Origin of the sequence: Streptomyces fildesensis, assembly GCF_016107395.1 — a bacterium.
Classification (GTDB): Bacteria; Actinomycetota; Actinomycetes; order Streptomycetales; family Streptomycetaceae; genus Actinacidiphila; species Actinacidiphila fildesensis.
The window spans coordinates 115,712-140,863 of sequence record NZ_JAAIKO010000009.1; the positions used below are offsets into that span (position 1 = coordinate 115,712).

The 25,152-nt window shown below is 69.0% G+C and carries 18 protein-coding genes and 3 pseudogenes; 11 read left to right on the top strand and 10 right to left on the bottom strand.

All coding sequences use genetic code 11. The features are described 5' to 3' along the window. Nucleotides 1-28 precede the first annotated feature (28 nt). The 4 genes from C6N31_RS16480 to C6N31_RS16495 form a co-directional block, all read right to left on the bottom strand. Entirely contained in the window at nt 29-775 is a 747-nt protein-coding gene (locus tag C6N31_RS16480) for an SOS response-associated peptidase (RefSeq protein ID WP_198357744.1), read from the bottom strand. A 34-nt stretch (nt 776-809) separates the two neighbouring features. Next, a complete protein-coding gene (locus C6N31_RS16485; protein ID WP_232485269.1) occupies nt 810-1,667 on the bottom strand; it encodes an alpha/beta fold hydrolase in 858 nt (285 codons plus the stop codon). Then, entirely contained in the window at nt 1,664-2,287 is a 624-nt protein-coding gene (locus C6N31_RS16490) for a TetR/AcrR family transcriptional regulator (protein ID WP_138352430.1), read from the bottom strand. Before C6N31_RS16490 ends, C6N31_RS16485 begins: the two co-directional genes overlap by 4 nt. Nucleotides 2,288-2,384: 97 nt before the next feature. Then, on the bottom strand, nt 2,385-3,785 hold the full coding sequence (locus C6N31_RS16495; RefSeq protein WP_307811418.1) for a hypothetical protein: 1,401 nt from the start codon (nt 3,783-3,785) through the stop codon (nt 2,385-2,387). Nucleotides 3,786-4,046: 261 nt separating this feature from the next. Between C6N31_RS16495 and C6N31_RS16500 the strand changes: the two genes are divergently transcribed. Beyond that, nucleotides 4,047-5,084, top strand: coding sequence for an ALF repeat-containing protein (locus tag C6N31_RS16500; protein WP_198357746.1), 1,038 nt, complete (start codon nt 4,047-4,049; stop codon nt 5,082-5,084). A 61-nt stretch (nt 5,085-5,145) separates the two neighbouring features. Here C6N31_RS16500 and C6N31_RS16505 read toward each other — a convergent pair whose 3' ends face one another. Next, nucleotides 5,146-5,790, bottom strand: coding sequence for a L,D-transpeptidase (locus C6N31_RS16505; RefSeq protein ID WP_138352365.1), 645 nt, complete (start codon nt 5,788-5,790; stop codon nt 5,146-5,148). Continuing rightward, nucleotides 5,783-6,076, bottom strand: a pseudogene (locus tag C6N31_RS43860) (sigma factor-like helix-turn-helix DNA-binding protein); the annotation flags it as partial. The gene C6N31_RS16505 and the pseudogene C6N31_RS43860, both read right to left, overlap by 8 nt. Before the next feature lie 223 nt (nt 6,077-6,299). On the opposite strand from C6N31_RS43860, the gene C6N31_RS16515 reads away from it, so the two are divergent. The 5 genes from C6N31_RS16515 (at nt 6,300) to C6N31_RS16535 (ending at nt 16,954) form a co-directional block, all read left to right on the top strand. Beyond that, a complete protein-coding gene (locus C6N31_RS16515) occupies nt 6,300-9,356 on the top strand; it encodes a TnsA-like heteromeric transposase endonuclease subunit (RefSeq protein WP_138352367.1) in 3,057 nt (1,018 codons plus the stop codon). After that, nucleotides 9,356-10,531, top strand: a complete 1,176-nt coding sequence (locus C6N31_RS16520) for an ATP-binding protein (protein WP_138352368.1) — start codon at nt 9,356-9,358, stop codon at nt 10,529-10,531. The genes C6N31_RS16515 and C6N31_RS16520 overlap by 1 nt, the downstream gene beginning before the upstream one ends. Beyond that, the gene (locus C6N31_RS16525) at nt 10,528-13,158 is read left to right on the top strand and encodes a TniQ family protein (RefSeq protein WP_138352369.1); all 2,631 of its coding nucleotides are present in this window, start codon (nt 10,528-10,530) and stop codon (nt 13,156-13,158) included. The genes C6N31_RS16520 and C6N31_RS16525 overlap by 4 nt, the downstream gene beginning before the upstream one ends. 232 nt (nt 13,159-13,390) lie before the next feature. Next, on the top strand, nt 13,391-16,390 hold the full coding sequence (locus C6N31_RS16530) for an AfsR/SARP family transcriptional regulator (RefSeq protein WP_138352370.1): 3,000 nt from the start codon (nt 13,391-13,393) through the stop codon (nt 16,388-16,390). Between the two features lie 309 nt (nt 16,391-16,699). Further along, entirely contained in the window at nt 16,700-16,954 is a 255-nt protein-coding gene (locus C6N31_RS16535) for a helix-turn-helix domain-containing protein (protein WP_138352371.1), read from the top strand. Here the strand turns inward: C6N31_RS16535 and C6N31_RS16540 are convergent. Then, nucleotides 16,891-17,238 (bottom strand): hypothetical protein, encoded by a 348-nt coding sequence (locus C6N31_RS16540; protein ID WP_187145373.1) that lies wholly within the window; start codon nt 17,236-17,238, stop codon nt 16,891-16,893. The genes C6N31_RS16535 and C6N31_RS16540 overlap by 64 nt on opposite strands. A 5-nt stretch (nt 17,239-17,243) precedes the next feature. Between C6N31_RS16540 and C6N31_RS46910 the strand changes: the two are divergent. Then, nucleotides 17,244-17,582, top strand: a pseudogene (locus C6N31_RS46910) (NF041680 family putative transposase); the annotation flags it as partial. A gap of 1,060 nt (nt 17,583-18,642) precedes the next feature. Here the strand turns inward: C6N31_RS46910 and C6N31_RS16545 are convergent. Together C6N31_RS16545 and C6N31_RS16550 are read right to left on the bottom strand one after the other, a co-directional pair. Beyond that, entirely contained in the window at nt 18,643-19,353 is a 711-nt protein-coding gene (locus C6N31_RS16545; RefSeq protein ID WP_138352372.1) for an HAD family acid phosphatase, read from the bottom strand. Nucleotides 19,354-19,541: 188 nt separating this feature from the next. Next, nucleotides 19,542-21,284: a glycoside hydrolase domain-containing protein gene (locus C6N31_RS16550; protein ID WP_138352373.1), complete on the bottom strand. Its 1,743-nt coding sequence runs from the start codon at nt 21,282-21,284 to the stop codon at nt 19,542-19,544. A gap of 188 nt (nt 21,285-21,472) precedes the next feature. Between C6N31_RS16550 and C6N31_RS16555 the strand changes: the two genes are divergently transcribed. The 4 genes and pseudogenes from C6N31_RS16555 (at nt 21,473) to C6N31_RS16570 (ending at nt 24,580) form a co-directional block, all read left to right on the top strand. Further along, entirely contained in the window at nt 21,473-22,234 is a 762-nt protein-coding gene (locus tag C6N31_RS16555) for a TnsA-like heteromeric transposase endonuclease subunit (RefSeq protein WP_198357747.1), read from the top strand. A gap of 434 nt (nt 22,235-22,668) precedes the next feature. Next, nucleotides 22,669-22,770, top strand: a pseudogene (locus tag C6N31_RS16560) (ATP-binding protein); the annotation flags it as partial. 329 nt (nt 22,771-23,099) lie between these two features. Then, nucleotides 23,100-23,351: a hypothetical protein gene (locus C6N31_RS43865; protein ID WP_232485270.1), complete on the top strand. Its 252-nt coding sequence runs from the start codon at nt 23,100-23,102 to the stop codon at nt 23,349-23,351. Then, complete coding sequence (locus tag C6N31_RS16570; protein WP_138352374.1) at nt 23,351-24,580, top strand: hypothetical protein; 1,230 nt, start codon at nt 23,351-23,353, stop codon at nt 24,578-24,580. The genes C6N31_RS43865 and C6N31_RS16570 overlap by 1 nt, the downstream gene beginning before the upstream one ends. Nucleotides 24,581-24,770: 190 nt before the next feature. On the opposite strand, the gene C6N31_RS16575 is transcribed toward C6N31_RS16570, so the two are convergent. Next, nucleotides 24,771-25,127, bottom strand: a complete 357-nt coding sequence (locus C6N31_RS16575; protein WP_307811420.1) for a MarR family winged helix-turn-helix transcriptional regulator — start codon at nt 25,125-25,127, stop codon at nt 24,771-24,773. Nucleotides 25,128-25,152 lie beyond the last annotated feature (25 nt).

Here is a 25,152-nt window from a genome sequence, read left to right on the forward strand (position 1 = left end):
CGCACCTGACCGCACCCGCCGCCGCACTTCACCCGGTGCCGGCATCTGCCGGTGGGGCGTCGAGGAGTTGCGGTCCGTTGTTGCGGACGCTGTTGACCGCGGTGGACACCGCACGGGTGTCGAGGTGTCCGTCGGCGGGAGTGGCCAGGAGCGCCCGGAGTTCGTGCGGGTCCTGGTGGGTGGGGTCGAGCCAGGCGTCGTGGTCGGCCGGGGCGATGGCCAGCGGCATGCGCGGGTGGATCCGCCCGGCCAGGTCGGTGGCCTCGGTGGTGATGATGGTGCAGGTCGTCCACCACGCCGCCGCATCGTCCTCCGCGACCTCCGGGTCGCGCCAGAACTCGTACAGTCCCGCCATCGCCATCACCGCCCCGTCCTCGGGGCTGATGAAGTACGGCTGCTTGTGCGCCTTCGCGCTGTCCGTCGCCGGAACGGCCTGCCACTCGTAGAAGCCGTCCGCCGGCAGCAGGCAGCGCCGCTTGGCGAACGCGCGACGGTAGGCGGGCTTCTCGTGGACCGTCTCCACCCTGGCGTTGATCATCTTCGCGCCGACGCCCAGGCTCTTGGCCCAGGACGGCACCAGGCCCCACCGCAGCGGCCGCAGCTGCCGCACCAGCTCGCCGCTGTCGCGGTCGGCACGCTCCAGCACCGCCCACACGTCATCCGTCGGAGCGACATTCCAGCTCGGCGCGAGGATCTGTTCGGGATTCCGAGCGGTGACCTGGAACAACGGGGCCAGATCCTGGGGGCTGCGGGTGGAGACGTATCGGCCACACATGACACCTACCCTGCCACGCCTTCAGACGGGTCGCTCAGTCGATTCCGTCCAGGAACGGGATGACCGCATCGATGAAGTGCTCGTTCCGATCTCCGGCCACCATGTGCCCCGCGCCCGCCACATCGACGCGCCGCGCGTAGGGAACCCTGGCGCAGAACTCCTCGGCGATGTCTTCCCGCACCACATCGCTGATCCCGCCGCGGACGAGCAGAATCGGCGCGTCGGCGTGGCGCGCCGCGTCGAGGAGCCGCTCCGCCATGCCGGGCGGGTCCATCCGCCCCTCGAAGCTGTCCAGCATCCGGGGGTCCCAGTGCCAGACCCACCGATCGCCGTGGCGTCGCAGGTTCTTCCGTATCCCCTCGGGGTCGTCCGGACGTGAGCGATGCGGCAGATGGGCGGAGACCGCCGCGGCCGCTTCCCCGACGCCGGCGAATCCGTCCGGTTCACGGCGCATGAACTCGACGATCCGGCGAACCCCGCGAGGGTCCGGTCGATGGGCGACGTCGACGAGCACCAGGGCGCGAATCGCCGCCCTGGGTGCCTCTCCGGCGGCGAGCAGCGAACTCAGGCCGCCGAGCGAGGCACCGACGAGCACCGGCCGGTCGCCGACTTCGGCGACGAGCGCCCGGACGTCCTCGGCGAACAGGTCGAGGTCGTAGTCACCATCGGCCGACCATTCGCTGGTGCCGTGCCCCCGCAGGTCCGGGGCGATGACCCGCCACCCCAGTGCGGCCAGTCGAGGACCGGTCCGACCCCAGGCGTGTCGCGTCTGGCCGCCGCCGTGCAGCAGGACAAGAGGCGGCGAGGACGACTCGCCCCACACATCCGCGGTGAGCAGGATCCCGCCGCGGCCCACGAAACGTCGGGCCCGCGGCAGTGCACCGGCCGTCATGGCGCGCCCCGGGTTCGCAGCGGCGCCAGGAGTTGGTCGCGGTGGGCATCCGCGGCCGCCGCGGCGAGCGCGACGTCCAGCGCGAACAGGGCACGTGCGAGGAACCGGTCCTCATCGATCAGGGCGGCGACCCACTGGTGGAGCGCACCCACGCACGCGGTGCCGACGACGGCGGCCAACGCGTCGGTGTCGATGTCGGCGCGTAGCAGGCCCTGTGTCTGTGCATCCGCCATCGCCTGGCGGAGTTGGGTGAGGGGACTGCGGTCGAGTACGAGCCCGCTCTCCTCCCACTCGCGCACCATGCGGCGCGACACGACCGGGTCGTCCACGAACAGCTGGACGGTCGACCTGACGACCTCCTGCGGGCCACCGGCTCCGAGCGCCGTCAGGCGGCGCTCGAGTTCGTCCGTGAACCCGGCGGCGAGCGCCTCCCAGATCTTGTCGCGCGGTCCGATCAGGTTGTACACGGTGGCCGGGGCGACCGCCGCTCGCTCGGCGATCCGCTCGGTACTGATCACCGCTTCCGGGTTGTCCCGCAGGAGTTCACGCGTCGCGTCGAGGATCCGGAGCCGTCGCTGGGCCTTGTGCTGCTCACGCAGCCCCCCTTCGACCGTCTGCATACGCACACACCCCTTCACCTTGACTTAGAGAGTACTCCAAAGTTAGAGATGCCTCTGGATTCAGTCAAGCAACCTGGGCGAAGTGCCTCTCTACGGCCTATCCGCGTCCCGCACCCACCTCGGACGCGCTCCCCCGCACCGCGTCCATCACCGCCCCGGACGCCGCGCTCATGGGGCGCTTGCGGAGGTCCAGGACAGGTGCCGGGTTCGAGATGCCCCGGGATGCCAGCAGGTTCATCAGGGCCCAGATCACGTCAGGGCGCTCCGTGACGGGGAGTTCTTGTCCTTCGGGCGTGATGACCGTGGCCGCGGTGGTGCCGGCGAGGAGGTTGGTGCGGGCCCAGTCGACGACGAACGACCTGCCGTTCGGAGCGGCGTACAGGACGACCTCCCGCGTGCGGTGCAGGACGGCGAGATAGTTCATCGGCACCGTCAGCCGCCGGGCGGCGTCGAACGCGGGTGTGCCGTCGGCCGGATGGATGCGCAACACCGTGTCGAGGACCGGGCCGTGGCTCTGGAACGTGTTGGTGGCGGTCATCTGCAGGAACCGGGCCCGCACCAGCACGCCACCGCGGCGGGACCACCGTCGGCCGACGGGACCGAACCCCGCCGCCTCACCCGGAAGGCTGTCCACGAGCCACCGGGACTCCTCGCCCGGCTCGGTCACCGGCGCCCGGTCCTCCGGGGCGGCGCGGTCCTGTTCGGCCACGGCGGTGTAGCGCGCCGCGACGGCCGGGTCCAGGCGCCGCAGATCGGTCGTGTCGCCGGTCATCTCGATGCCCCCGGCCTCCCGGGAGATCCGCATCTGGCGCAACTGGCGCACGGGGCGCCGGGTCACATCGGTCGGTCGGCCGTCGAGGTCGATCACCCGGCAGGTTCTCGTGCCCGCGAGCAGGGCGCTGCGCGGCCAATGGGGGGTCACCCGTCCGGGGACCCGCGGATCGACCGGGTCGGCGGGACGGCCTGGATCGACCAGGACGGCCAGCCGGCCCGCGGTGACCGCCGACAGGCACAGGGACGGCACCCGCCACTCGCCCGTGGTCTCGAACCGGTCGGCGACCTCGGCCTCGTCGCCGTCGTGCACGCGCAGCCGCATCCTGACCAGCGGTGTGAACTCATCGGGGGAGAGGCCGCCGCCGTAGGTGGTGAACCCCGCACCGCCCTCGGGGTCGTAACGCACGAGCGACGCCTCCAGGACGTCCGCCCGCACCAACCGCGCCTGCACCGAGCTCGGTTCCGACCGAGGAGCCCACAGCACGAAGGTGTCGTCCCCGTACGGGACGCTTCGGTCCTTCAGCCGGTCCCTGCGCGTGATCCGGGGGAAGGCACGGCGCGTGAACCGGAGGGTCGGCAGCGGGATCGCGACCAGGCCGACCCCTCCGATGGCGAGCGCGATCCAGGCCCAGTCCTCGCCCGCACGCCAGGCGCTGTATCCCACGAGGAAGGCGAGCGGAACCGGAAGACACAGGATCACGGCGCAGCCAAGGTTGCCGATCACCACACGGCCGTAGCTACGCATGGCCCCCCTCAAGTTCGTCCCTGTACCCGCACCATGGTTTGTGGCCTGGGGATACCCGCCCGCTGCCTCCATAGTCCCGTCGCCCCGGCCCCGGCACCACCCTTCCGGGAGAACGGACCCACCTGCAGGGCGATGAGGGGGTCGGGCGCGGCGAGGGCGACTATGGTCAAGGCAAGATCAAATCGAGCTTATTCTATGGGGACATTCTCAGACTTTTCTTATAAAAAGTAGGTTCACCAGATGAAGCTGGCTCGTATATCGGCGATCGTCGCCGCGGCCGCGATCGCGCCGGCCGTGCTCTTCTCCTCTCCGGCGGTCGCCGCCGAAGGTACGCAGCCGGTCACCACCTCGGCGCCCGACACGGCCCCGGACACGAAGCCGGCCGATCCCGCCCACGGTTCGGACTCCTCGGCGGACGACGACCGGGTCGCGATCCTCAGGATCCTCACCGACAAGAACACCGGCCGGGCCGTGCGGGAGGCGGCGCAGAAGGCGCTCGACGGTACCCCGGAGGACCTGCGGTACTTCCTCGAGGTCGGCCAGTACCAGGCCCGCCTTCAGGACGACCGGGTCCGGATCGCCCAGATCATCAGCGACGGCGGCCCCTCGCTGCAGGAGGCCGGCGAAGCCGCGCTGACCGCCAACACTCCCGAAGCCATCAAGTACTTCCTCGAGGTCGGCCAGTACCAGGCCCGCCTTCAGGACGACCGGGTCCGCGTCGCCCGGATCATCAACTTCGGCGGCCCCGCAGTGCGTGAGGCCGGCATCGCCGCACTGCGGCTCGGCACTCCCGAAGCCATCAAGTACTTCCTCGAAGTCGGCCAGTACAAGGCCAAGTTCGAGGACGACCAGGTCAAGGTCTCCCAGATCATCAACGCCGGCGGCCCCGAAGTGCAGAAGGCCGGCAAGGCCGCACTCCGCACCGGGACTCCCGAGAGCATCAAGTATTTCCTCGAAGTGGGCCAGTACGAGGCCCGCGCCAAGGACAAGGCCGCCGAGGACGCGGCCAACAACAAGCCCACCCCGACGCCCGGCACGGGCGACAAGCCGACCACCGGTGACCAGCCGAAGCCGGGAACCGAGGTCAGCGGCAAGCCCGCCGCCGTCGTGACCTCCGCGCCGAACGCCGCCGCCCCCGCGGGGAACAGCGGTACCGAGCTTGCCTCCACCGGCGCTGGGGACACCCCGCAGTGGGCCGTCGGCGGTGCCGTCGTCGCCCTCGGCGCGGGCGCCGGCCTGGCCCTCATGAACCGCCGCCGCCCGTCCGCCGGCCGCTGAGTCAGGACTCTGCGTCAGGACTCCTGGTCGGGATGGGGAGCCGAGCCATCCTCCACGCCGCTCACCCGTGGTCCACGGTGATCGTGGCTCCGATCTCGAGCTGCTGGTACAGCCACTGGGCGTTCTCGCTCAGTGGCACTCCGATCTGGCTGCCGCGTGGTGACTTGAACGGCCACTCGAGCAGCAGGACGGTCGCACCGCCGTCCGACTTCAGTTCCACCACCCATTGGGCCCGGTAGTCGTACTGTTCGCCGGAGCCGAGCGTGGGCGCGGCCACGGTGCGCTCGGCGGATTTGGACACCACGGTCAGCCGCTCCGCCGGCGAGGAGCTCCGAACGGACACCGGGATCGTCCGAACCTGGTGGCCGTCTCGCTCGACGACGACCCGCTGCCGGCTCAGATCGAGGGACACCGTCGCCCGCCCGGTCCGAGAAGGGCTCGGGTCCGGGCTCGGGGCGGCCGGCGCCGACGCGGCGGGCGAGGCCGGCGGCCGGTGCGACTGCAGCACCCGCGGTGCCGCCACCGCGGCAGTCGCCACCAGCGCCACCGTCACCGCGGCGGACGCCGCGACCCGCCGACGCCGGCGCCGTCCCGCACCGCGCCGGCGGATCTGCGCGCCGGTCAGCGAAGGAGACGTCTCGCCCTCGGCAGCAAGTCCGCGCAGCACGGAGTCGAACTCGTCCCGCTCGCCGTCGACGTCAGACATGGCTGCCTTCCCTGTCCCGCACACTCAGCAGCCTGGCGAGAGCGGCCCTGCCCCGCGACAGCCGTGCCTTGACGGTCCCGACCGCAGCACCGGTGGCTGCCGCGACCTCTTCCACACTCATGTCGCACAGATGATGCAGCACCACTGCCGTCCGCTGCGCCTCGGGCAACTGCCGCAATGCCTCCACCAGCACCGTGTGCTCCAGCCCGGGACCGGGCGTACGGTCCTGCGGCGGGTTGTGCCGCACCAGCTCCAGCCATCGCCGTGTCCGCCGCCAGCGGCTCACGGTGTAGGCTCGCACTTCTGATGTCCTTTTCTCATTGGTGGTGGCCTTCTTCTGGCCCAAGGGACAGGGCAGTGAGACGAACTCCTGTCTGATGGTTCGCCCGTAGTAGTGCTGATCCCGGTCTCTATCTATGCAGCGGTGTTTTCCGTCGCGATTGTGGAGATGTCTCAGTTGGTCGAGGCCGGGGGCTTTACTCCCCGTTCTTGCTGCTCAGGGGTGGGGTATGTCGTACGTGCTCGGCGAGGTCTCGATGGGTCTTCGCCATGCAGACGGGAAGATCGACGAAGACCGGCTCTGGCCGATTGCCGGCGCCGATGTCTTCGAGCCTTCAGTGCCGTGGCGTACGTTCCGTTGGTGGCATGGCCAGAAGCACTACTCGGGCACGTACTGGTCCTCCACGATGCGCGACCATGTTGTCTACGAGTCGCGGCTCGAGCTGACGCGCCTGCTCTACGCCGACTTCGACCAGGACGTGACGGCGGTCTTCGCCCAGCCGTTCCTCCTGTCCACCACGGTGGACGATCGTATTCGGCGCCATGTTCCAGATTTCCTCGTGTTGCGGGGCAAGGACGTGCCGCTGGTTGTTGACGTCAAGCCGCGGCGTCTGCTCACGCGGCCCAAGGTGAACTTCGCGCTCGGCTGGGCTCGCGAGGTGGTCCTTTCCCGCGGCTGGGACTTCGAGGTGTGGTGCGAGCCGCCGGAAGCGGAGCTGGCGAACTTGCGCTTCCTCGCCGGCTACCGGCGCGACTGGCTCTTCGACGAGGACCTGCTGGTGGAGATCCGGGAGGCGGATCTGTACGGGGCCTCGCTCGGCGACGCGTTCCGAGCTTTTCCGCACCATCCGGATTGGAGGGTGCGGGCGGCCGTCCTACGGCTGCTGTGGTGCCAACACTTTGTGACAGATCTCGCGGTGCCCCTGTCCGAGCGCCATGAGCTGCGGCAGGCGCCGGCTGCCGTGACCGGCTCCGGGAAACGCGATCTTCCCTCGCCGGTCGAGGACTGTGAGCAGGACATTGACGCTGCGGAAGGCGGAACCACGGTTCATCGGCGGGAGCCTCGCTGGGGAGGGCATGTGAACGGATCAGCGGTACGCGTCGGGGTGGGCACGAGGCTGAAATACGACGGTGAAGTGGTCACCGTGGAGGAGATGTTCGGCTCCGCGGCCGGCAACGAGGTCCTGGTGCGTGATGGGCGGAGCTGCCGGTTCCGGTTGTCGCTGCGGGAGGTGCTCGCCTCCGGCCGGGCTGCAGTCATCCCGGACGGGCGGGGCCCCGGGTCTGATGACCCACGCGAGACGGCCTCCATTTTGCTGGCCCAGCTCACGGACGAGGAGCTGGAGGCGGTGCGCGAGCGCGCCGCCCACATCAACGAGGTTCTCTACGGTTTCCGGTCGGGAAGCGCAGAGTGTCCGGAGCCGGGCGAACCGCGGACGCCGTACGTGGCTACGGCCCCCAAGCTGCAGCGGTACGAGGCCAAGGCTGCCGAGTTGGGGGTGAGCGTGCGCACCATCAAGCGGTGGGTGCGGGCCTTCCACGTCGATCAGGAGGCCGGTCTCGTCCATGGCGGGCCGGATCGCGGCGACGGCACCATGGGCGGGCTCGGGCGGGCCGATCCGCGGTGGGTGGAAATGGCCCTGGAGATCATGGCCGAGCACGGGAAGGACTCACAACCGACCCGGGCGAAGGTGATCCGCAGCGTCGGCCCGCGGCTTGCCGCCCGATACGGCGAGGACGAGGTGAAGCTACCGACCCGCGCGACGGCATATCGGTGGCTGGAGGAGCTGGAGCGGCGGAAGCCGACCTTCAGGCTGAGCGCGAAACGCAACCGGGACATCGCCGCCCGGCCGCCTGGTGCGTACGGGAAGCTGCGGCCGACTCGGCCGGGCGAGTACTTGCTGATGGACACCACGCGGCTGGACGTCTTTGCGATGGACCCGGTCACGCTGAAGTGGGTGCAGGCCGAGTTGACCGTCGCGATGGACTGGTACGACAGGTGTGTCACGGGGGTCAGGGTCACTCCGGTGTCCACGCAGTCCATCGATGTCGCGGCGGTGCTGTTCCAGACCTACCGTCCCCGTCCGGCGGGCAGGGACTGGCCGTCGTGGGCGGCCTGGCCCGATCACGGCATCCCCCGCACTGCCTTCGTGGAACGCAAAGCTCTCGAAGAGGGCGAGGGGGACGAGAAGGTCAGCGGGAAGAAGGGCGCCGCGGGGCCGGCCCTGGTGCCGGAGACCATCGTGGTCGACCACGGCAAGCCCTTCATCAGCGAGCACATCACCTCCGTCTGCCAGCGGCTCGGGCTGTCGATCCAGCCGGCTCGTCTGCGGACGGGCCGGGACAAAGGTCCGATCGAAAGATTCTTCAAGACCCTGCGGGAGGGCCTGCTGGAATCGCTGCCCGGTTACAAGGGCCCGGATGTGTTCTCGCGGGGAGAGCGGCCGGAGGACCAGGCGTTTTTCTTCCTCCACGAGTTGGAGACGATCATCCGCGAGTGGGTGGCCTGCGTGTATCACGTGAGACCCCATGACGGACTGGTCGATACGCGGGTCCCCGGGCTGCGGCTGTCGCCGTCGATGATGTTCGAGCACGGCATCGCCCGTGCCGGCTACATCGAAGTCCCCCGCGATCCGGCGCTCGGGTTCGAGTTCCTGAAGACGCAGTGGAGACCGCTGCACCATTACGGCGTCGAGATCCGCAAGTGCCGGTACAACGGGGAAGGGCTGGACGGTTACCGCGGTGAGACGAGCCCGTACACGGGGCCGAAGGCCAAGGGAATGTGGCCCATCCACGTCGACCCCGACAACATCAACTACGTATACTTCCGGCGCCTGGACACCCGGCGCTGGCACACTCTGGAGTGGGAACACGCCCCGGCGATGAAGTTCCCGATCAGCGGGCAAGCCATCGAGCTCGCCCGCAAGGTGGCCGGCAAGAAGTACCGCTTCCCCGACGATGAGACCGCCGTCGCCGCGCTGTTGGAACGCTGGCACCTGGGCCTGGGTTTGACCATGGCTGAGCGGCGCATCGCACTGCGCCAGGCCCGTGAGCAGTCCGCCTTCGACCTGCCGGACACCGAGGGCGACGACATCCGTGCGTTGCCGTCGGTCGCCCGGATCCTCGCTGACGAAGGTGCCCTGGGCCCGGAGGACGTGGAGGATCCGGACGCGGACGGGGCCGAGCCCTACGAGGGCCCGGTGCCCAGTGATGACGACGAAGACGACGAACTCGATGGCCGGGATGCGGCCGACGACTTCTACGCCGACGCTCTGGAGGACGCCTGATGCGTGCCCGCCCGACAGATCCGCCCGAGGGCGCTCGGCCGCACCTGGACAACCTCACGCTGTCACGCAAGGAAGGACTGCGGGCCCTGGCCGAAGCAGAACCCCGCACACAGCCGGAGCTGATGACGACCCGGCAACTGGCCGGCCTGGGGAAGGTGGGTGATCCACCCCGGGACATGTACGAACACAGCCGAAGCGTGTGGCACGCCAACCTCGGGCCGATCAAGACCCCGCAACTTGAATCCCTGCAGGAGGACTTGTGGGACATCGTGGACAGCAGTCTGCAGGACGGAGACAAGGCGAAGGGAGCCGTCGCCATCGATGCGTTCCCCGGGCTGGGCAAAACCACAGCGGTGTTGAACTTCGCCCTGAAGTACCACCGGCGCGAGATCCAGCGGCACGGCGCGTTCACCGCAGATGGGCACGAGCGGTGGCCCGTGTGCCGGGTCGGGCTGACCAGCAACACCGGCATGAAAGACTTCAACCGGGCCATGCTGCAGTTCTTCGGACACCCCGGACAGACCAGCGGCACCTCCGCACTGTTCGTCCAGCGGGCTCTGGACTGTGTCCTGCAGTGCGAAACGAAGATCCTCATCGTCGATGACCTGCACTTTTTGAAATGGCAGGACAAGAACGGCCGCGAGGTCAGTAACCATTTCAAGCACATCGCGAACGAGTTCCCGGTCATCATGATCTTCATCGGGGTGGGCCTGGCCAGCCGGGGCCTGTACTCCGAAGCCGATGCCAGCGGCGACGTCACCCTGGCCCAGACCGCGCGTCGCACCACTCCACTCACGATGGATCCGTTCAAGATCGACACTCAGCGGCACCGGCGCCAGTGGCGCAATCTGCTGCTGTGGCTCGAGCAACGGATCGTCCTGGCCCGGAAATTCCCCGGCATGCTCGCCGACGAGTTGTCCGACTACCTCTACTTCCGTACCACCGGCCACATCGGATCCCTGATGACACTGATCAACCGGGGCTGCCAACGCGCGGCCCGTACCGGAGCTGAGCGCTTGGACCGTCGCCTCCTGGAGCAGGTAAAAATCGACGCCGCTTCGGAACGGGCCCGCAAGGCCCTGGAAGAGAAATTCGCCCGCCACACGATGACCAGCAAGCCCAAGAGCACCGGCACGCCGATCGAGCGGGGGCAGCGGCAGGAGGGAGCGGCATGAGCATGGTGCGAACTCTGCCGATCCGCGTCCCGCCGGCCGAGGGCGAAGCGCTGGACTCCTGGGTCGAAGCCGTCGCGCACCGCCTCGACACCTACCTCAAAGACCTCCTGCCCGCTCTCGGTATTCTCCCACGCCGCTCCGGGGTACCGGGTTCACGGTGGGACTGGGCGGTGGCGCTGAGCGACACCGAAGCCGAAGCAATCGCCGCGGCGACCGGCATCGAGGCCGACCAGGTGCACCGCATGACCTTGCGTCACTACGACCGACGGGCCCTCTCCCTCAAGCCTCACAGCATGACAGTGAACCAGCGGATGCTGTGGGGCCGCGGGAGGGGCTCACGTTTCTGCCCCTCGTGCCTGGCCGACAGCGCAGGGCGCTGGAAGGTGTCGTGGCGGCTGGGCTGGTCGTTCGCCTGCCTGACACACAACCGGCTGCTGGCCGATGACTGCCCCGGCTGCGAGCGCCCCCAGCGTATGCGGCCCCACAGCGGTTACGGCATCCCGGTCCCCGGACGGTGCGCGAACGCGACCCAGGGAAGCGGCACAGGCCCCCGCTGCCGCCATGCCCTCCACCACGCCGCCACCCCCGCATGGACGCCGGAATCCGCCGTGATCCAGGCACAGCACCTGCTCAACACGTGCATCGAGAAGGACATAGCCGACTTCGGTATCTACGCCGCGAACCCCCAGCCGGCAGCAGTCGCACTCGCCGACATCCGCGCCGTGGCAGCCCGTTTCCTCATGGTGGCCTCCCGCCACCCCGACCTGCTGTCCGATACCGATCTCGTCGGCGGCATCCCTGCCGAAGTCCTCGCCGGTCTACCCGCAACGGACCGTGACTCCCGCTTCCCGGACCGCCCCGGATCGTCGGCCCCGCTGGGGGCGGCGCCGACGGCGGCAGCCGTGCTTGCCGCCCTGAGAATCCTCAGCCAGCGCAATGTTCACCAGGCGGGCCAGGACATGCGGGCACTGCTCGACGCCGCGCGCTCGCTGGTATCACCCCAGGCGGCCGTACTCGTCCAGTCCTGGGGCGCAGACATCAGTCCCTACCTCAAGACGGTCCATCTGGCCGCCCTCGTCCCCAGGCTCCAGTTCAACGAGCAGTTGCGCTACCGCACGATCACCGCTGCCCCTAGCAAGCCGGCCACCGGCGTGAGCGCTGCAGCCCGGCGGGCCCGCAAGATCCCCACGCTCGCCTGGCCCTGGTGGTGGCTGCGGATCGCCCCCTCACAGGGAGCCCACGACGTGATCATGCGCCAGGCCCTGTCCGGGATGCTCCTGCTGGTCGGCAGCCGCCTGGACGCACGCGAGGCCCTGGCCCGGCTCGGCTCCGAACTCAACCACAGTCACATGACCCGCATGCTCCACGTCCTGGGCCATTCCGGCCGTTGGGACGCCATTCAGGAGGCGCTAATCCGCGTCACTGACTACCTCGATGCCACCGACACTCCGATCGACTACCACAGGCGCCGCCGCCTGGACTACCGGCCGCTGCTGCCCGATGAACAATGGCTCAGCATCTGCCGCACCGTGGGGATCGCCGCCGGCCAACAGCGCCGAGCCGACACTGTCCGCACGGTGCTCAACGAACGCCTCAGTGCGCTGCCCGCCACCCACGCCACGGAAGCCGTGCGGAACCAGATGATCAAGTTCCCCGCCTGGCAGACGCCCGCTCTGGCCGAGTCCCTCGACGCCGTGGCCCGTGCCTTCCTGGACCGCCACGGCTTGGCCGACGAACCCCTCACCTGGCAGCTGCCCGCCGACCTGCTGAACGGACTCGACCTGCCCGGACCCGACCCTGACACGATCGACCCCGCCGCACTGCACCAGATCATCCGCGGCCGCACCCGCTCATCGACGGCGGCTGCCCAAGAACTGAGCACCACACCAGCAGCGGTCCGCTTCGTCCTCGCCCACCACCCTGCTCCACTGCGCGAGCGAACAGACCAGGGGTGGCGTCCCAACGCGGCACTGCACCACGCGCGACAGGCCCTGACACACGACGAACTCACTCAGCTCTACACCGTGCAGGAGCACACGCTCAAAGAGATCGGCAGCCGCATCGGGGTGAGCCCGCGGGTGATCACCACACTCGCCGCCGAGTACGCCATCCCCCTGCGCCAGCCACGCCAACCCGGCCACCGCCGCACCGTTCACATCGACCAAGACTGGCTGTACGAGCAGTACATCGTCAAACAGAGATCCGCCACCGACCTCGCCGCCGAACGACACATCGCGTTGGCGACCCTGCTGAGACGGATCAAGGAATCCGGTATCGAGACGCGCGAACGAGGAGGCCGCAGCCACCAGCGTGTCCTCCACCACGACACCGCACTCCAGCGCGTCCCGCCCCTACTGCGGCCGGCATTCACCGGGAGCCGGGCGCGTGCCCGTCTGGAACGCTTCGCTGTCGCCGCCTCCTATGACAGCCTCAACAAGGCGGGCAAGGCATCGGGAATCACGCTCGCCACGCTCAGCACGACCCTGCGCCGCCTCGAAGAGGACCTCGGCCTACGGCTCCTTGAGCGTGCGTCCCCCTCAACCCCCATGCGGCTCACTGACTCAGGGCGGCGCATCCTCAAGGTCATTCGTGCCTGGCAGGACAGCGAGGGCAACAAGACGAGCTGATCGGCCCTGTCCTCGCCTCCTCCACCGACGGACGCTGGCAACGTCGCCGGCATCGATCCACTCGTCGGCTCCCGGGAAGGCGGCTGGCTTCCAGCGTCGCGCCGGGGCACGATCCCGAAGGGCAGGCAGGAGTAGCGCGGTGGTTGCGCTGGGGTACGCGGCTTGTCATGCTCACCTGGTCGCGGGCAATCCGGGCTGCCGGAAGCCTCCCAACCGCAACCTAGGTGGTGAGATGCGCTACCGATTCCTCGGACGGCTCGATGTCTTCGACGGCACGCGGTGGACTTCGTTGCCTGCGGCGAAACAACGTTCTGTGCTGGCTTTGCTGCTCATCAATGCCAACCACTTCGTCTCGGCCGACGCCCTCATCGACGAGCTGTGGGGCGATCAGGTTCCTAACTCGGCGGCGAAGTCCCTGCAAGTGTACGTGCACCGCGTACGAAGAACCTTGGGATCATCCGAAGGGGCGCTCCTTACCCGGTCCGGCGGCTACGAGCTCCGCGTGGGCCCCGGGGAGACGGATGCCGACAGGTTTGCCGCTCTGGCTGCCGCCGGTCAGATGGCGTTGGCCGACGGGCGACCAACGGAAGCCCTTGGTGTCCTGTCCGAAGCTCTGGGGCTGTGGCGTGGAAGGGCGCTGGGCGACGTGCCGCCGACCATGGCGGTGCTGGCTGAGTCCACGCGTTTGGAGGAGTGTCGGCTGAGCGCCCGCCAGGCAATGGCTGAAGCCAAACTCGCCGCCGGCAGGCACGGCGAACTGGCGGCGGAGCTGGGCGCTCTGCTGGCCGAGCAGCCGCTGCACGAGTCGCTGTGGGCCACTTTGATGATCGCGCTGCACCGCTCGGGGCGCCGCTCGGAGGCGTTGCAGGCGTTCGCTTCGGCTCGGCGCCTGTTGCGCGACGAACTCGGCGTGGCGCCGGGAGCCCGGCTGCAGGAGGCGCTGCGGACGGTGCTCGACGACGACAGGGGCCAACCTGGCAAACCTCTCTGCCAACTGCCGCCTGCTGTCTTGAGCTTCGTGGGCCGTCGGCGGCACCTGGACCGAGTGCTCGGCCTTCTGGGCGGCCCACCTGCGGGCGTATCGCGCGTGGTTGTCGTCACGGGTGTGGCCGGGGTCGGGAAGAGCGCATTCGCCGTGCACACCGCGCACTTGTTGCGGAACTTGTTTCCTGATGGCCAGCTCTACGCTGATCTGCGCACCTTCGCCCAGCAGTCGGCTGAGCCCGGTGCCCTCCTGTCCTCTCTACTCAGAGCCCTCGGTGTCAACGGCACGGTTATCCCCGAAGGGCTCGACGAACGGTCCCGGCTGTATCGGTCAACACTCGCCGACCGCCGTATCCTGGTCGTCCTCGACAACGTGCACAGCGAATGGCAACTGCGCCCCCTGATGCCGGGCACCGAAGCCAGCGCCCTCCTCGCCACCAGCCGCAGTGCACTGGCGGGCCTGGAAGGTGCGCTCCGCCTCGACCTGGGACTGCTCCCCGACAACGAGGCGCGCACGCTCCTGGAACGTGCTGCGGGCGACGACCGCATCCGCCGGTCCCCGGGCACCGCGGCGCGGATCATCCACCAGTGCGGCAATCTGCCGCTCGCACTGCGTATCGTCGGCGCGAGGCTGGCAACCCGCCCTCACCTCTCCCCCGCCCGCATCGCGGACGCGCTCGACGACGAGCGGCGGCGATTGGACGAGTTGGTTGCCGGGGACCTGGAGGTACGGGCCAGCGTCTCGCTGAGTTACGAACACCTCGCACCGGCCGCAGAACGGGCCTTTCGGCTACTCGGTGAGCTGACCGTCCCATCCATTCCAGGCTGGGTGGTCGGCGCGCTCCTGGACAGTGGACCCGCAGAAACGGAAGCGGCTTTGGACACCCTCGTCGACAACCGGCTGCTGGAGGTCACCGCGGCCGACGCCACGGGCGAACCGCGCTTTCGCATGCACAGCCTGGTACGGCTGTGCGCACGCGAGCAGTCCGCCGCACATGAGGCGCCAGCGGAGAGGGCTGCCGCGCTCACTCGGGTCTGCGCCGCCTATCTGCATCTCGCACAGCGTGCCGCACACACGCTCGCCTCCGGCTTCGCCGATCCCCTGCCGGCTCCATCACCCGCTTGGCTGCCCCAGGACGCCGACCGCCTGCTGACCGGGCCGCTGTCCTGGTTGAGCACGGAGCGGGGCACCTTGTGCGCGCTGGTGCACCAGGCCGAGCCCCGTACGGCCTGGCAGCTCGCCGCAGCCCTCGCCGACTACTGCGAGTCATCGGCACATTTCGACGACTGGCGGCACACCCATGAGACAGCGCTGGCCGCCGCCCGCAATGCCGGCGATCTGCTCGGCGAGGCCGTCATGTATCGAGGGCTCGGCGAACTCAACACCGCCCAGGACCGCTACTCCGAAGCCATCACCTGCTTCCGCCGGTCCTTGGACACCTACGCGCAGCGCGGGCAGCCCGATCCAGGTGAGGCCGCCGCCGCCGTGGGGCTCGGCGTCCTGCTACGGCTGCGCGGCCGCTACCAGGAGGCTGTTTCGTACCTGCAGCGGGGAATTGCCGGCGCCCGCACCACAGGCAACCTGCGCACGGAAGCCTACGCACTGTGTGCGCTCGGGACGGTGCATCTGGAGTGTGGCAGGACCAGCGCCGCACGGATCGCGTTCGAACGCGCTCTTGCGCTCTCGAGCAACGCCGATTACCCCATGGGCGAGTTCGCGGCGCAGCGCTGCCTTGGTCTCGTCGAACTCGCGACCGGTGGGTTGGATGCCGCCCGGCAACGGTTGGAGCTCGCCCGCCGCATCGCCGCAGCACAGAGGAACCACGTCGGCGAGGTACATGTCCTGCAGTGGCTCGGCCATCTCACCGATCTGCGCGGTGAAGCAGAACACGCCGAGAGCATCCTGGACGGATGCTTGGCCGCCTACCGTCGTTTCGGCGAGCGTTTCGGCGAAGCGATCACTTTGCGTGCCCTCGCTGACCTGTATCTGCACGACGGGCGCCGCACCGCGGCCATGGACGCGGCCCGCCAGTCGCTGGCCATCTGGCGGCGGCTCGGTTCCCCCTATTGGACCGCCCGGACACTTGACGTCATCGCCGACATCTACGAACAGCAGGACGCGGGCGACCAGGCGCGTCACGAGGCGACGGCGCTCCGTATCTCTCTCGGCCTTCCTCCCGGCTTGCGCCCGGCGACCACCACTACCTCCCTGCGCAACCTGGGCGGACACCTCGCGCTGGTCCCTTAACCGAAGCATTTTCCCAGGGCACACGCCGGTCCTCGACGATGGTCGGGCGGTGGTTACCCGTTGGCCTGCCGATGTGCAGGAATTGCGCTGCTGCCTGAACCGGAAACGATTGTGATACCGACATGACGATTCGCCCAGTCGGCATCGCAGGTCAGCGCTGAGTCTGGGGCGGCCCATTTGCGCCAGATAGGTGAACTCCGACAGACGGTCACGAGTGGCCCCGACAGGTAGTACACAATGCGCTCACTGAATCTGATCATGGCAGGCTGCCGACTGGCAGAGGGCCCTGTGAACTGAGGCGCACCACCCGTGATCGCGGCCATCAATCCCACCAGCAGGAGACACCATCTGGGAGCCGAGCTCCGCCGGCTCCGCCAGGCCAGTGGCCTGACCAGCACACAAGCGGCAGAGAGACTTCTAGTATCCCAGCCCAAGATGAGTCGCCTGGAACTCGGCCAACGTGCCGTCAACCCCCGCGATGTGCGTGACCTGTGTGCGATCTATGGAGTGACGGAGCAGCACGTCGTCGACGCGCTGATGAGGATGGCTGCGGAGTCGCGCTGATCACCCGCGTTCCGGTCGATGGCACCCGCACCGCCACCGAACTGCTGGCGATTGCGACGGCTCTGTTCATAGCCGCGCCCGTGGAGGATCCGCCGGGATGAGGCGGCCGCTGCGAGCTGGTCCCGCCGGGACGTCGACGATTCGGCCCGGCGGCCCGGCTTGCGGACGGTCACCGCCTGCTCGCTGTCCCAGGTGGCGGGGTCGCCGAAGACGAACTCGCCGCCGTGCTTGGAGCGGTCGCCCGTCCTTGGGGTCGTAGACGCGGGCAGGGTCGGTCGGCGCATGAGGCCAGTTCGACATCGAGCACACCTTCAGAATGATCAAACAGACCATGGGATGGACCAGGCCGAAGGTCCGGGAACCGGAGGCCGCCGACCGCTGGACCCGGCTGGTCATCGCCGCACACCCCAGTTCCGCCCGGCCCGCTCGCTCCCTACCTACCTACGACGCTCCTGGGAGAAAACCATTCGATCCGAACAAGCTGACCCCGGCCCGCGTCCGTCGCGGGTTTCGGAACCTCCCGGCTCGCCTTCCCTCACCATCGGCTGTTCCCACACTCTCCCGTCCAGGCCCCGGACGGCCGCCCGGCTCGAGGAACCAACGGTCGGCAGCCCGTCACGACGTCGGCCTCGAACTCGTCACCGGCCAGCCCTACCTCCGATCCGCCCACCCCAAGACGGGCACCAACCCCCGCCGCGGCGCCTGCTTCGCCATCTACCACCGAGGCCGTCTGGCCCGCCGTGTTGGATGGCCGGGTGGCGAGACGACAGAACAGGAAGCAGCCGCCGTTCGGCCTGCCCACGGGGAGATTCTTCGGGCAGCGGCGGACAGTCGGCGCTGCAGCGTCCTCACCGTGGAAGGCGGTTTGCTCTGCGGTCGCCTCAGCGACGAGCTGCCGGATCCCGAAGTGGCGCTGGACACCGCCACCACGATTCTGAAGGAACTCGCGCGCGACTTCCACGACACCACCGTCGAAGTTGCCTGGGACCCACGCCGGGCTCGTGCCCGGCAACGAGACCGCCCCGACAGACTGCGACAGCAACGTCACGAATGTCCCGAACCCATACACCGACAACGGCCGTCGTGGCACGGCTCCTGGCGCTCAGCGATGCTCACAGGATTGCAGCCGCCCCTTCGAAGTCCACAAGCAACAGGGCTCGCCGGGAGCGGCCGACAGGGCATCGCGATCCAGGGAAACCCGCGTCCGCGAGGAGCGAAGCCGCCGGCGCGGGCCGCAAGGGGGAGAGGCACCACCGGCGGCTTCGTGCCGTCCGGCCCCATGGGGGAAGGGCCGGGCGGGGCCCTTGGAACCCCGAGTCGGGTGTTCGCTGAGCTGGGGCGGTGCCCCCGTCACCACAGAGCCCGCAGAAGGTCCCTGTTTGTTGTCGACGACGGGCCCTGTCCGTCGAAGGGCGACGCTGTCGTGCGTGCGGCGAGACAGCCTTTGCGGCACTCCCCCCTGCACCGGGTGTGTGCGAGGTCACGGATCCCGGAAAGGTGGTCAGGACGTCAATGTCCCAGAGGCTTTGTGCCGATCGCGGAGCCCGCCGCCGGTGCGCGCAAGGGGATTGCGGGGACCGCACCGGCGGCTTCTGCCGCCCGAGGAGGGTCGGGCGGCGTTCTTGGGCCCCTGTGCGGGGCGTTCGACGGCCTGGGGCAGCGTCCGCGTCGCGGGCTAGGGGATCGGGCTAGGACAGTTCGCCGTTGTAGTCGGGCAGTTTGAATGTCTTTTCGGCGTGGCCGCCGACCAGGTCGCTGGTGTTGTTGCCGATGTTGGCGATGATCGTGTAGCCCCTCGCCTCGATTTCGGTGCGCTTGGCGGTCTTGTACTTGCTGACCTTGTCGAAGAAGTCGGGCAGGTCTTGTGCGTACAGTCCGTCGACCGGATATCCGGTCTTCTTGAGGTTGTACTCGGTGAGCGAGTGGAGGATGCCCGGACGTGCGGTGATGAAGAAGATGGCTGCGCCGCGGGACTTCGCGTAGCGGGCCGCATCGAGAACTGGCTTGGTCGCGGGGGTGGGGAACTCCCAGACGTCGTGGAAGTACGTCTCCAGCGAGGTATTGTCGATATCGAGGACCACCGCCAACTTCTGACCGGAGGCATTCGCGGTGCGCTGCTCGATATAGGGGCGCAGGAGAGCGGCTGCGGCCGCGACATCATGTTGCCAGGTCTGGTAGTCGACGTCGGCGAGCAGCGCTGCACTGCGGCTGCTCTGCCGTGCTGCTGGGGCGGGCGTTGTCGAGGCAGCCGTTGCCTCCGGGGCGGTGATGACGAACGCCAGTAAGGCGCCTGCGGCCGACGAGTAGATTCTCCACTTACGCGCGTATATGAGGGTCTCCGGATTCTCGGAACAGCTTGGGGAGCGCTCTGCGCCGCGTTCACACGAAGAGCCCTTCATCTGTCCGTGTCACATATTGGGCGGACTTGCATTTCTTCTGCAGAGGCCGGGTCGGTGACTGTCGAGGGTTGATGGCACCGTCATCTCCCTATGCCGGACTTGCGGCCTGTGTGCTCAGCGGATGCAGCGGGACGCCCTTTCGCGGTCCGCGGGCAGGAGGGCCGGGTGTGTTCGTTGTGGGGGTGTGCCTATTTCCCTGTTTGGAGGGCCGACCAGGTGGCCGGGCCGACAATCCCGTCGGAGGGCAGGCCGCGGGTGGACTGGTAGTCGCGGACGGCGTTGTCGGTGCCTGCGCCGAAGGTGCTGTCGATGGTGATGGTGCGGCCGAGTGCGGCGGTGAGGGCGCGTTGCACGCGGGCTACGGCGGTTCCTGTGGAGCCGATCCGTACGATCGGTGTGGAGCCCCGGGCGAGGAGGGCTGTCCAGGTTCTGGACTCGGTGATGCCGTCGGCGGGAAGCCCGCGGTTGGCCTGGAACGACGTGGTGGCGGCTACGGTGGGGGCGTCATAGGTGCCGGTGGGGGTGCCTGGGCCAGGGTCGTAGCCAGCCCCTTTGAGCAGGCACTGGGCGGCGCTGGTCTGTTCGCCGGTGGAACCGGGGGTCAGCGTCGTATAGGCGCCGAAGTTGCGGTTGGTAGCGGTGCAATTGGGAGAGGCTGGAGCGGAGGTACGGACGTCTAGATAGTTGCGGTCGATGCTGATGCTCACCCCGCCCCAGGTTTCGCTTGCGCCGCCCTTGTACTGGTGGATGCGCTGGTGGTCGGCCCACGAGGTGGCCGGGACGTAGTTGCCGGTTTTGGTGTCGGCGGCGCTGTTCCACCAGGCGTACCAGATGTGGTCGACGCGGGTGTAGGCGGTGTTGGTGTATTCGGTGGCGGCGTCCTTGATGCCGGAGGCGGCACTGGAGTACAGGCCGGCGAGGTAACCATCGGTGTGCAGTGCATCCGTCCAGCCGGACAGGTAGGACAGCACGGATGCCTTGCATGAGCTGGTTGACGGGTACCCCTCGATGTCGCTGTAGAGTGCGCTGCCGGCCGGGATACCGAGGGCCTGTGCGGCGGCAACCGAGGTGGCGGCTGCGCTGGCTCCCTGGGAGCGGGCGGTGGCCGTACTGGAGGACATCTTGTTGGAGAAGGTGGTGCAGGGGGCTTGCTTGCCTACGTCGATGGGGATGAGGCGCCAGCCCTTGGAGGTCTGGTTGGTCACCCAGTTCGCGGTGAGGTTCGGCTGACCGCAGGCGCGGGTGGCGCCGCTGATGTAGACGCCCACGGCGCGATAGGGGGAGGCGCCGTACCAGGTGTTCATGGTGGACTGGGACGGGGCAGCGCAAGCGTCGAAGGCTTTACCGAGGAAGGTGCCGGGTTGCGGTCCGGCGGCGGCCAGGCGCGCAGCCTGCGCAGCGGGCGGCACGGGGGCTGTTTCGGCGTCGGCGGTCAGGGTCGCGGATTCCAGGACACGGCGCACCGTTGTTTCGGTATCCGGGGTCTGTGCTGTCGTGACGAGCACACCCGCGTCCTGGACGGCCACGTTGATCTCGTCATTGTGGGAGATGGCCGAGGGCGCGACCGCGGTGCCGTGATCGGCTCGGGCGGTGGTGTCGGTCATCCGTTGTGCGGCAAGAGCGTCCAGGGGCTCGACGAGTAGTCCCGCGGTTCGCCCCAACAGGTGTGCCGGACAGTGGGTGCGGATGCCGGGATGGCCGAGGTAGATCGCCGGGTGATCGAAGCGGATGCACGTCTCGGGTTGCGCCGTCAGGTCGATGACCTGCCAGCTGTCCGGCACCTGCACCTGGTAGCCGTGGTAAGTGACGGTGTGGGTCCCGCTGTTTACCGCGGCTGCACCGGCGGGCACCGTGGCCAACGCGCTCGCCGCGGCGAGAAAAACCATCGTCGCCCGCCATTGGCGTCGGCGCCCGAGGGGACGAAGTTTCATCAGCGGTCTCCTAGCCAGTCATGAAAGCGATGACCAGGTGTGTACGGGGCAGGAGTAGCTGATTGGTTGCGCGACGGTAGCGCAGTACTTGTCCTGTGACTTCGGAGGCTGCGGATTGAAGCTATACGCTGCGGGGGATCTTGCGGGTTGAAGAGTTACCTTGCGGCGATGGGTGGGGTTAGGCAGACGTGGTCCGTGCGTTAGAGGTCCTGCCCGGCGGTTCTGCCGGACCGCCGACGACCGGGTTCAAGGTCGCGTACGTCGCCCCGGACAGGACGGAGTTACGGCGCCCGTTGGTGGAGGCGTGGTCCGTGCCGTTCGAGCACGCCCTTCCCGTACGCGCCTTCGCGTCGTACCGTCGGCAGCGCAACCTGCCCGGCCTGTGGTGGTCGGCGACGACGGGCGGGCACGTCGGGTACGAGTCCTGGCTGGAGCGCGACCACGTCATGCTGCTGGACTTCGACCCGGCGGTGGTGGGGATCTCCTCGCAGCCGTTCTGGCTGTTCTGGTCGGCGGCGAACGGGCGGCCGGTCTCGCACGCGCCGGACTACTTCGCCCGCCGCGATGACGGGATGGCCGTGGTCATCGACTGCCGCCCGGCCGAGCGCCGCGGTCCTCGCGACTGCGCGAAGTTCGAGGCGACGGAGGCGGCATGCGCCTCGGTGGGGTGGGAGTTCCGGCTGCTGGGCGCCCCGGACCCGGTCGTGGTCCGCAACGTGCGGTGGCTGGCGGGCTACCGGCACCCCCGGCACTGGGTGGAGCCGGTCGCCTCGCTGCTGCGGGAGGTGTTCGCCGAGCCGCTGCCGCTGATGGACGGGGCTGCGGAGGCGGGTGACCCGCTGGCGGTGCTGCCGGTGCTGTTCCACCTGCTGTGGTCGCACGAGCTGACGGAGGATGCCGCGGTGCCCCTGCACGGCGGCTCCCTGGTCGCGCCAGGGGTGAGCCGATGACCGCGGGCGAGAGCTCGGTGCTGCGGCCGGGCGACTGGCTGACCTTTGACGGCGACGAACATCGGGTGGTGGCGCTGGCCGGGACGGCCGTGCGACTGCGGTCGGCCGGCGGGGCGGAATCGGTGGTGCTGGCCTCGTATCTGATGGCGGCGCCGGACTTCGCTGTTACCGGCGCCGAGCCGCTGCCGGAGCTGGAGCCGTTCGGTCTGCTGGAGACGCTGCCGGAGCCTGCGCGGGCGGCGGCGGTTCAGTGGCAGCGGCACGTGGTGGAGGTGGAGACCGGGCTGCCGCCCGGCGCCGAGCCGGGCACGCCCGCGCGGCCGGAGTACGACCCGGTGACACGGTCGCTGACCGAGCGGATGAGGGCGAAAGCGGCCGAGCTGGATGTGAGCCTGCGGACGGTGGAGGGCAAGCGGTCGCGCTACCTGAAGCAGGTCGACCGGCTCATGCACCACGCTCACATCGTGGTCACTCAAGGTGACAGTTTCCGGCTCACCCAGGCCACCTCCGGACAGGGGGTCAAGCCCTTCAGCTGATCGCACACTCACCACGGCGGGGAATTATCTGGCCGCCGTTGGGGAGATCTCGCAGGCCACCAGTGGGGCGAAACCCTGGCCGCCTACGGGGAGCACTTCAAGGCCATTGACACGGGGCGGAGGCGTCCGACCAACTGAAGTACTTCGCCGAGCGCCTGCCGGCCACGTTCGCTTACGCGGGCATCGACATCGAGAGCCAGGGCCTGTTCGCCGGAACCCGGGGCCGGCAGATCGCCGGACGGTTCGTCGTCATCCCCGCCGCCCCGTTCTCCTACGCCACTGCCGGCGACAAGGACGCCTGGCGGGGCCTGGTCGGCACGCTGGAATCCATGCTCCGCCTCCACGAGCACGCGCCGGGCACCCTCACCGCGATGAGCGACTACCTCTTCCACCGCACGGGCGGCATGATCGGCAGGCTGTCCCAGCTCATCCGCGGTGCCGCCGTGCTGGCCATCGAGGACGGCAGCGAAGCCATCACCGAAGAGCTGCTGGAGTGCGTCCCGATCGACTTCGCCGCCGAACAGTCCGAACAGCTCACCGCCCCGGCAAAGGCGAACAGGCGGCGGAGGCGCGCGGCCTGATGCTCATCCGCACGCTGCCCGACCCCGTCCCGCCCGCCCGGCACGAGATCCCCCCGTCCTACATCAGCCGCCTGGCCACCCTGCACGGCCTGGACGTCAACGGCCTGTGGTTACAGATCACCCAGCCCGTCTATCCCGGGGCCGGCCGTCGCGTCGTAGTCCCCGGACGGCTCGCCGCGCTGACCGGCCGAAGCGTTCACGCCCTGGCCGGGGCGATGCCGGAACTGCGTGACCCGGCGCCCAACTGGGAGATGTTCCGCCACCAGCCGCAGACCGGCTGCCACCTCTGCGACGCCCGCCATCCCGGCGGCCAGGTGGTCCGGCTCCTGCCGCACCACGTCTACGTCTGCCTGCGGCACAGCACCTGGATCGGGCCGCCAGACATCGACCATCCTGCCGTCGATCTCACCCGGTTTCCGGAGATCATCGACGCCCAGCGGCGCCACCTGCTCCTCCTGCGGCGCTACGGCTGGGCCGCAACCTACGACGCGGTGCTGACCGGCCTCATGATCTGCGCGCACATCTGGTCTCCGGACGGGCGCCCGACGCCCTTCGGCTCCTGGGACACCTGGGACGACCGCATCGACGTCCTGATCCCCTTCGACCGGAAGAAGCAGGACTACGTCGACTACAGCACCTCGCGGTTGTTCGCCGCGGTCTATCCCGAAGCCGTCGCCCTGGCACCGCTGATCGCCTCGCCTTTCTGGCGTCGGCTGGCCGGCGGCACCGAAGCCGAGCAGGCCCGGTTCCTCGCGGAGGTCGCAGGCCGCGTCACCTACCCCTACAGCCCGACCGATCGCGGCGGCGACGCCGTCGCCCACTGGGCCCTCGCCGACTCCTGGCGCCCGCCCAGCCGACCCCTGACCACCTACACACCCGGCCGCGTCCGCGGCACCCTCCCCGGCATCGCCGCGAACCGGCTCGCCCGGCACGAGAAGAGCGCGATGTGGTTCAGCCGGCTCCGCCGGAACCAGGGCCGCACACTCCTCTTCCACGGCCACCTCAAGCCCGTCCTCCTACGCGACCGCGACCCTCAGTACGTCAAGTGGGAGGGCACCATCTGGCACAGCACACGCACCGACGACCAGATGAAGGAACAGGTCGAGAAAATGCGCCGCACGCTCGAAGGAACAGACCCTCGCCTGCCACACCAGTGCGCGGAATCCGCACGATCGACTTTCACGCATCGTCCCGGCCGCCCGCTGCCCGGCCGTTCGTCAACGAGGTAGTCGGCGGGCCCGCCCGCAAAGTCGAACTGCAAACGGGCAGCCTGGAACAGCACGGCCGCGTCCTGATCGCTCAGGACGTCGCGCTGAAGCGGCCGGTGCGGATCTCGCGGGTCGCGCTCCGTGACGGGCGTCTGCTTCGCGGTCTCCGGTGGGCATCGTCGCAGGTGACGTCGAGGGCATGGGTGATCCTTCAGCGTGGCCACGCTCGGGTCAGGGCGTCACGAAGCTCTGCCACGGTCGCGGGTCCCAGCCGATTGCCGAGCTCCACTTCCAGGTCACGAAGAATTTTCAGGGCGACATCACGGCGCCGGCATCCGGCGTCGGTCAGCCGGATGAGGGTGCTGCGCGGAAATCCGGGCCCCGGCGTGCTGGTCAGGAGATTTTCGTCGATGAGCTGCGTGACGGCGCGGTGCATCGTCTGGCGGGTGACGCCGGCACGGCGGGCCAGCTCGGCGATGCTCAGGGGCGCGTCGTGGTCCAGGTGTGCGAGCACGGTGGTGTGCGCCGGCGTCACGGGGGCTACTTCCGCGGCCTCCAGGCGAGCCACGAGTTCATCGGAGAACCATCGGACA

Excerpts from the sequence above, each read along its gene's own strand:
- C6N31_RS16515 (WP_138352367.1), top strand. The coding sequence starts at position 6,300 with ATGTCGTACGTGCTCGGCGAGGTCTCGATGGGTCTTCGCCATGCAGAC.
- C6N31_RS16570 (WP_138352374.1), top strand. The coding sequence starts at position 23,351 with ATGCTCATCCGCACGCTGCCCGACCCCGTCCCGCCCGCCCGGCACGAG.
- C6N31_RS16485 (WP_232485269.1), bottom strand. The coding sequence starts at position 1,667 with ATGACGGCCGGTGCACTGCCGCGGGCCCGACGTTTCGTGGGCCGCGGC.
- C6N31_RS16490 (WP_138352430.1), bottom strand. The coding sequence starts at position 2,287 with ATGCAGACGGTCGAAGGGGGGCTGCGTGAGCAGCACAAGGCCCAGCGA.
- C6N31_RS16545 (WP_138352372.1), bottom strand. The coding sequence starts at position 19,353 with ATGAAGGGCTCTTCGTGTGAACGCGGCGCAGAGCGCTCCCCAAGCTGT.
- C6N31_RS43865 (WP_232485270.1), top strand. The coding sequence starts at position 23,100 with ATGCTCCGCCTCCACGAGCACGCGCCGGGCACCCTCACCGCGATGAGC.
- C6N31_RS16540 (WP_187145373.1), bottom strand. The coding sequence starts at position 17,238 with ATGCGCCGACCGACCCTGCCCGCGTCTACGACCCCAAGGACGGGCGAC.
- C6N31_RS16550 (WP_138352373.1), bottom strand. The coding sequence starts at position 21,284 with ATGAAACTTCGTCCCCTCGGGCGCCGACGCCAATGGCGGGCGACGATG.
- C6N31_RS16500 (WP_198357746.1), top strand. The coding sequence starts at position 4,047 with ATGAAGCTGGCTCGTATATCGGCGATCGTCGCCGCGGCCGCGATCGCG.
- C6N31_RS16520 (WP_138352368.1), top strand. The coding sequence starts at position 9,356 with ATGCGTGCCCGCCCGACAGATCCGCCCGAGGGCGCTCGGCCGCACCTG.
- C6N31_RS16480 (WP_198357744.1), bottom strand. The coding sequence starts at position 775 with ATGTGTGGCCGATACGTCTCCACCCGCAGCCCCCAGGATCTGGCCCCG.
- C6N31_RS16530 (WP_138352370.1), top strand. The coding sequence starts at position 13,391 with ATGCGCTACCGATTCCTCGGACGGCTCGATGTCTTCGACGGCACGCGG.
- C6N31_RS16525 (WP_138352369.1), top strand. The coding sequence starts at position 10,528 with ATGAGCATGGTGCGAACTCTGCCGATCCGCGTCCCGCCGGCCGAGGGC.
- C6N31_RS16505 (WP_138352365.1), bottom strand. The coding sequence starts at position 5,790 with ATGTCTGACGTCGACGGCGAGCGGGACGAGTTCGACTCCGTGCTGCGC.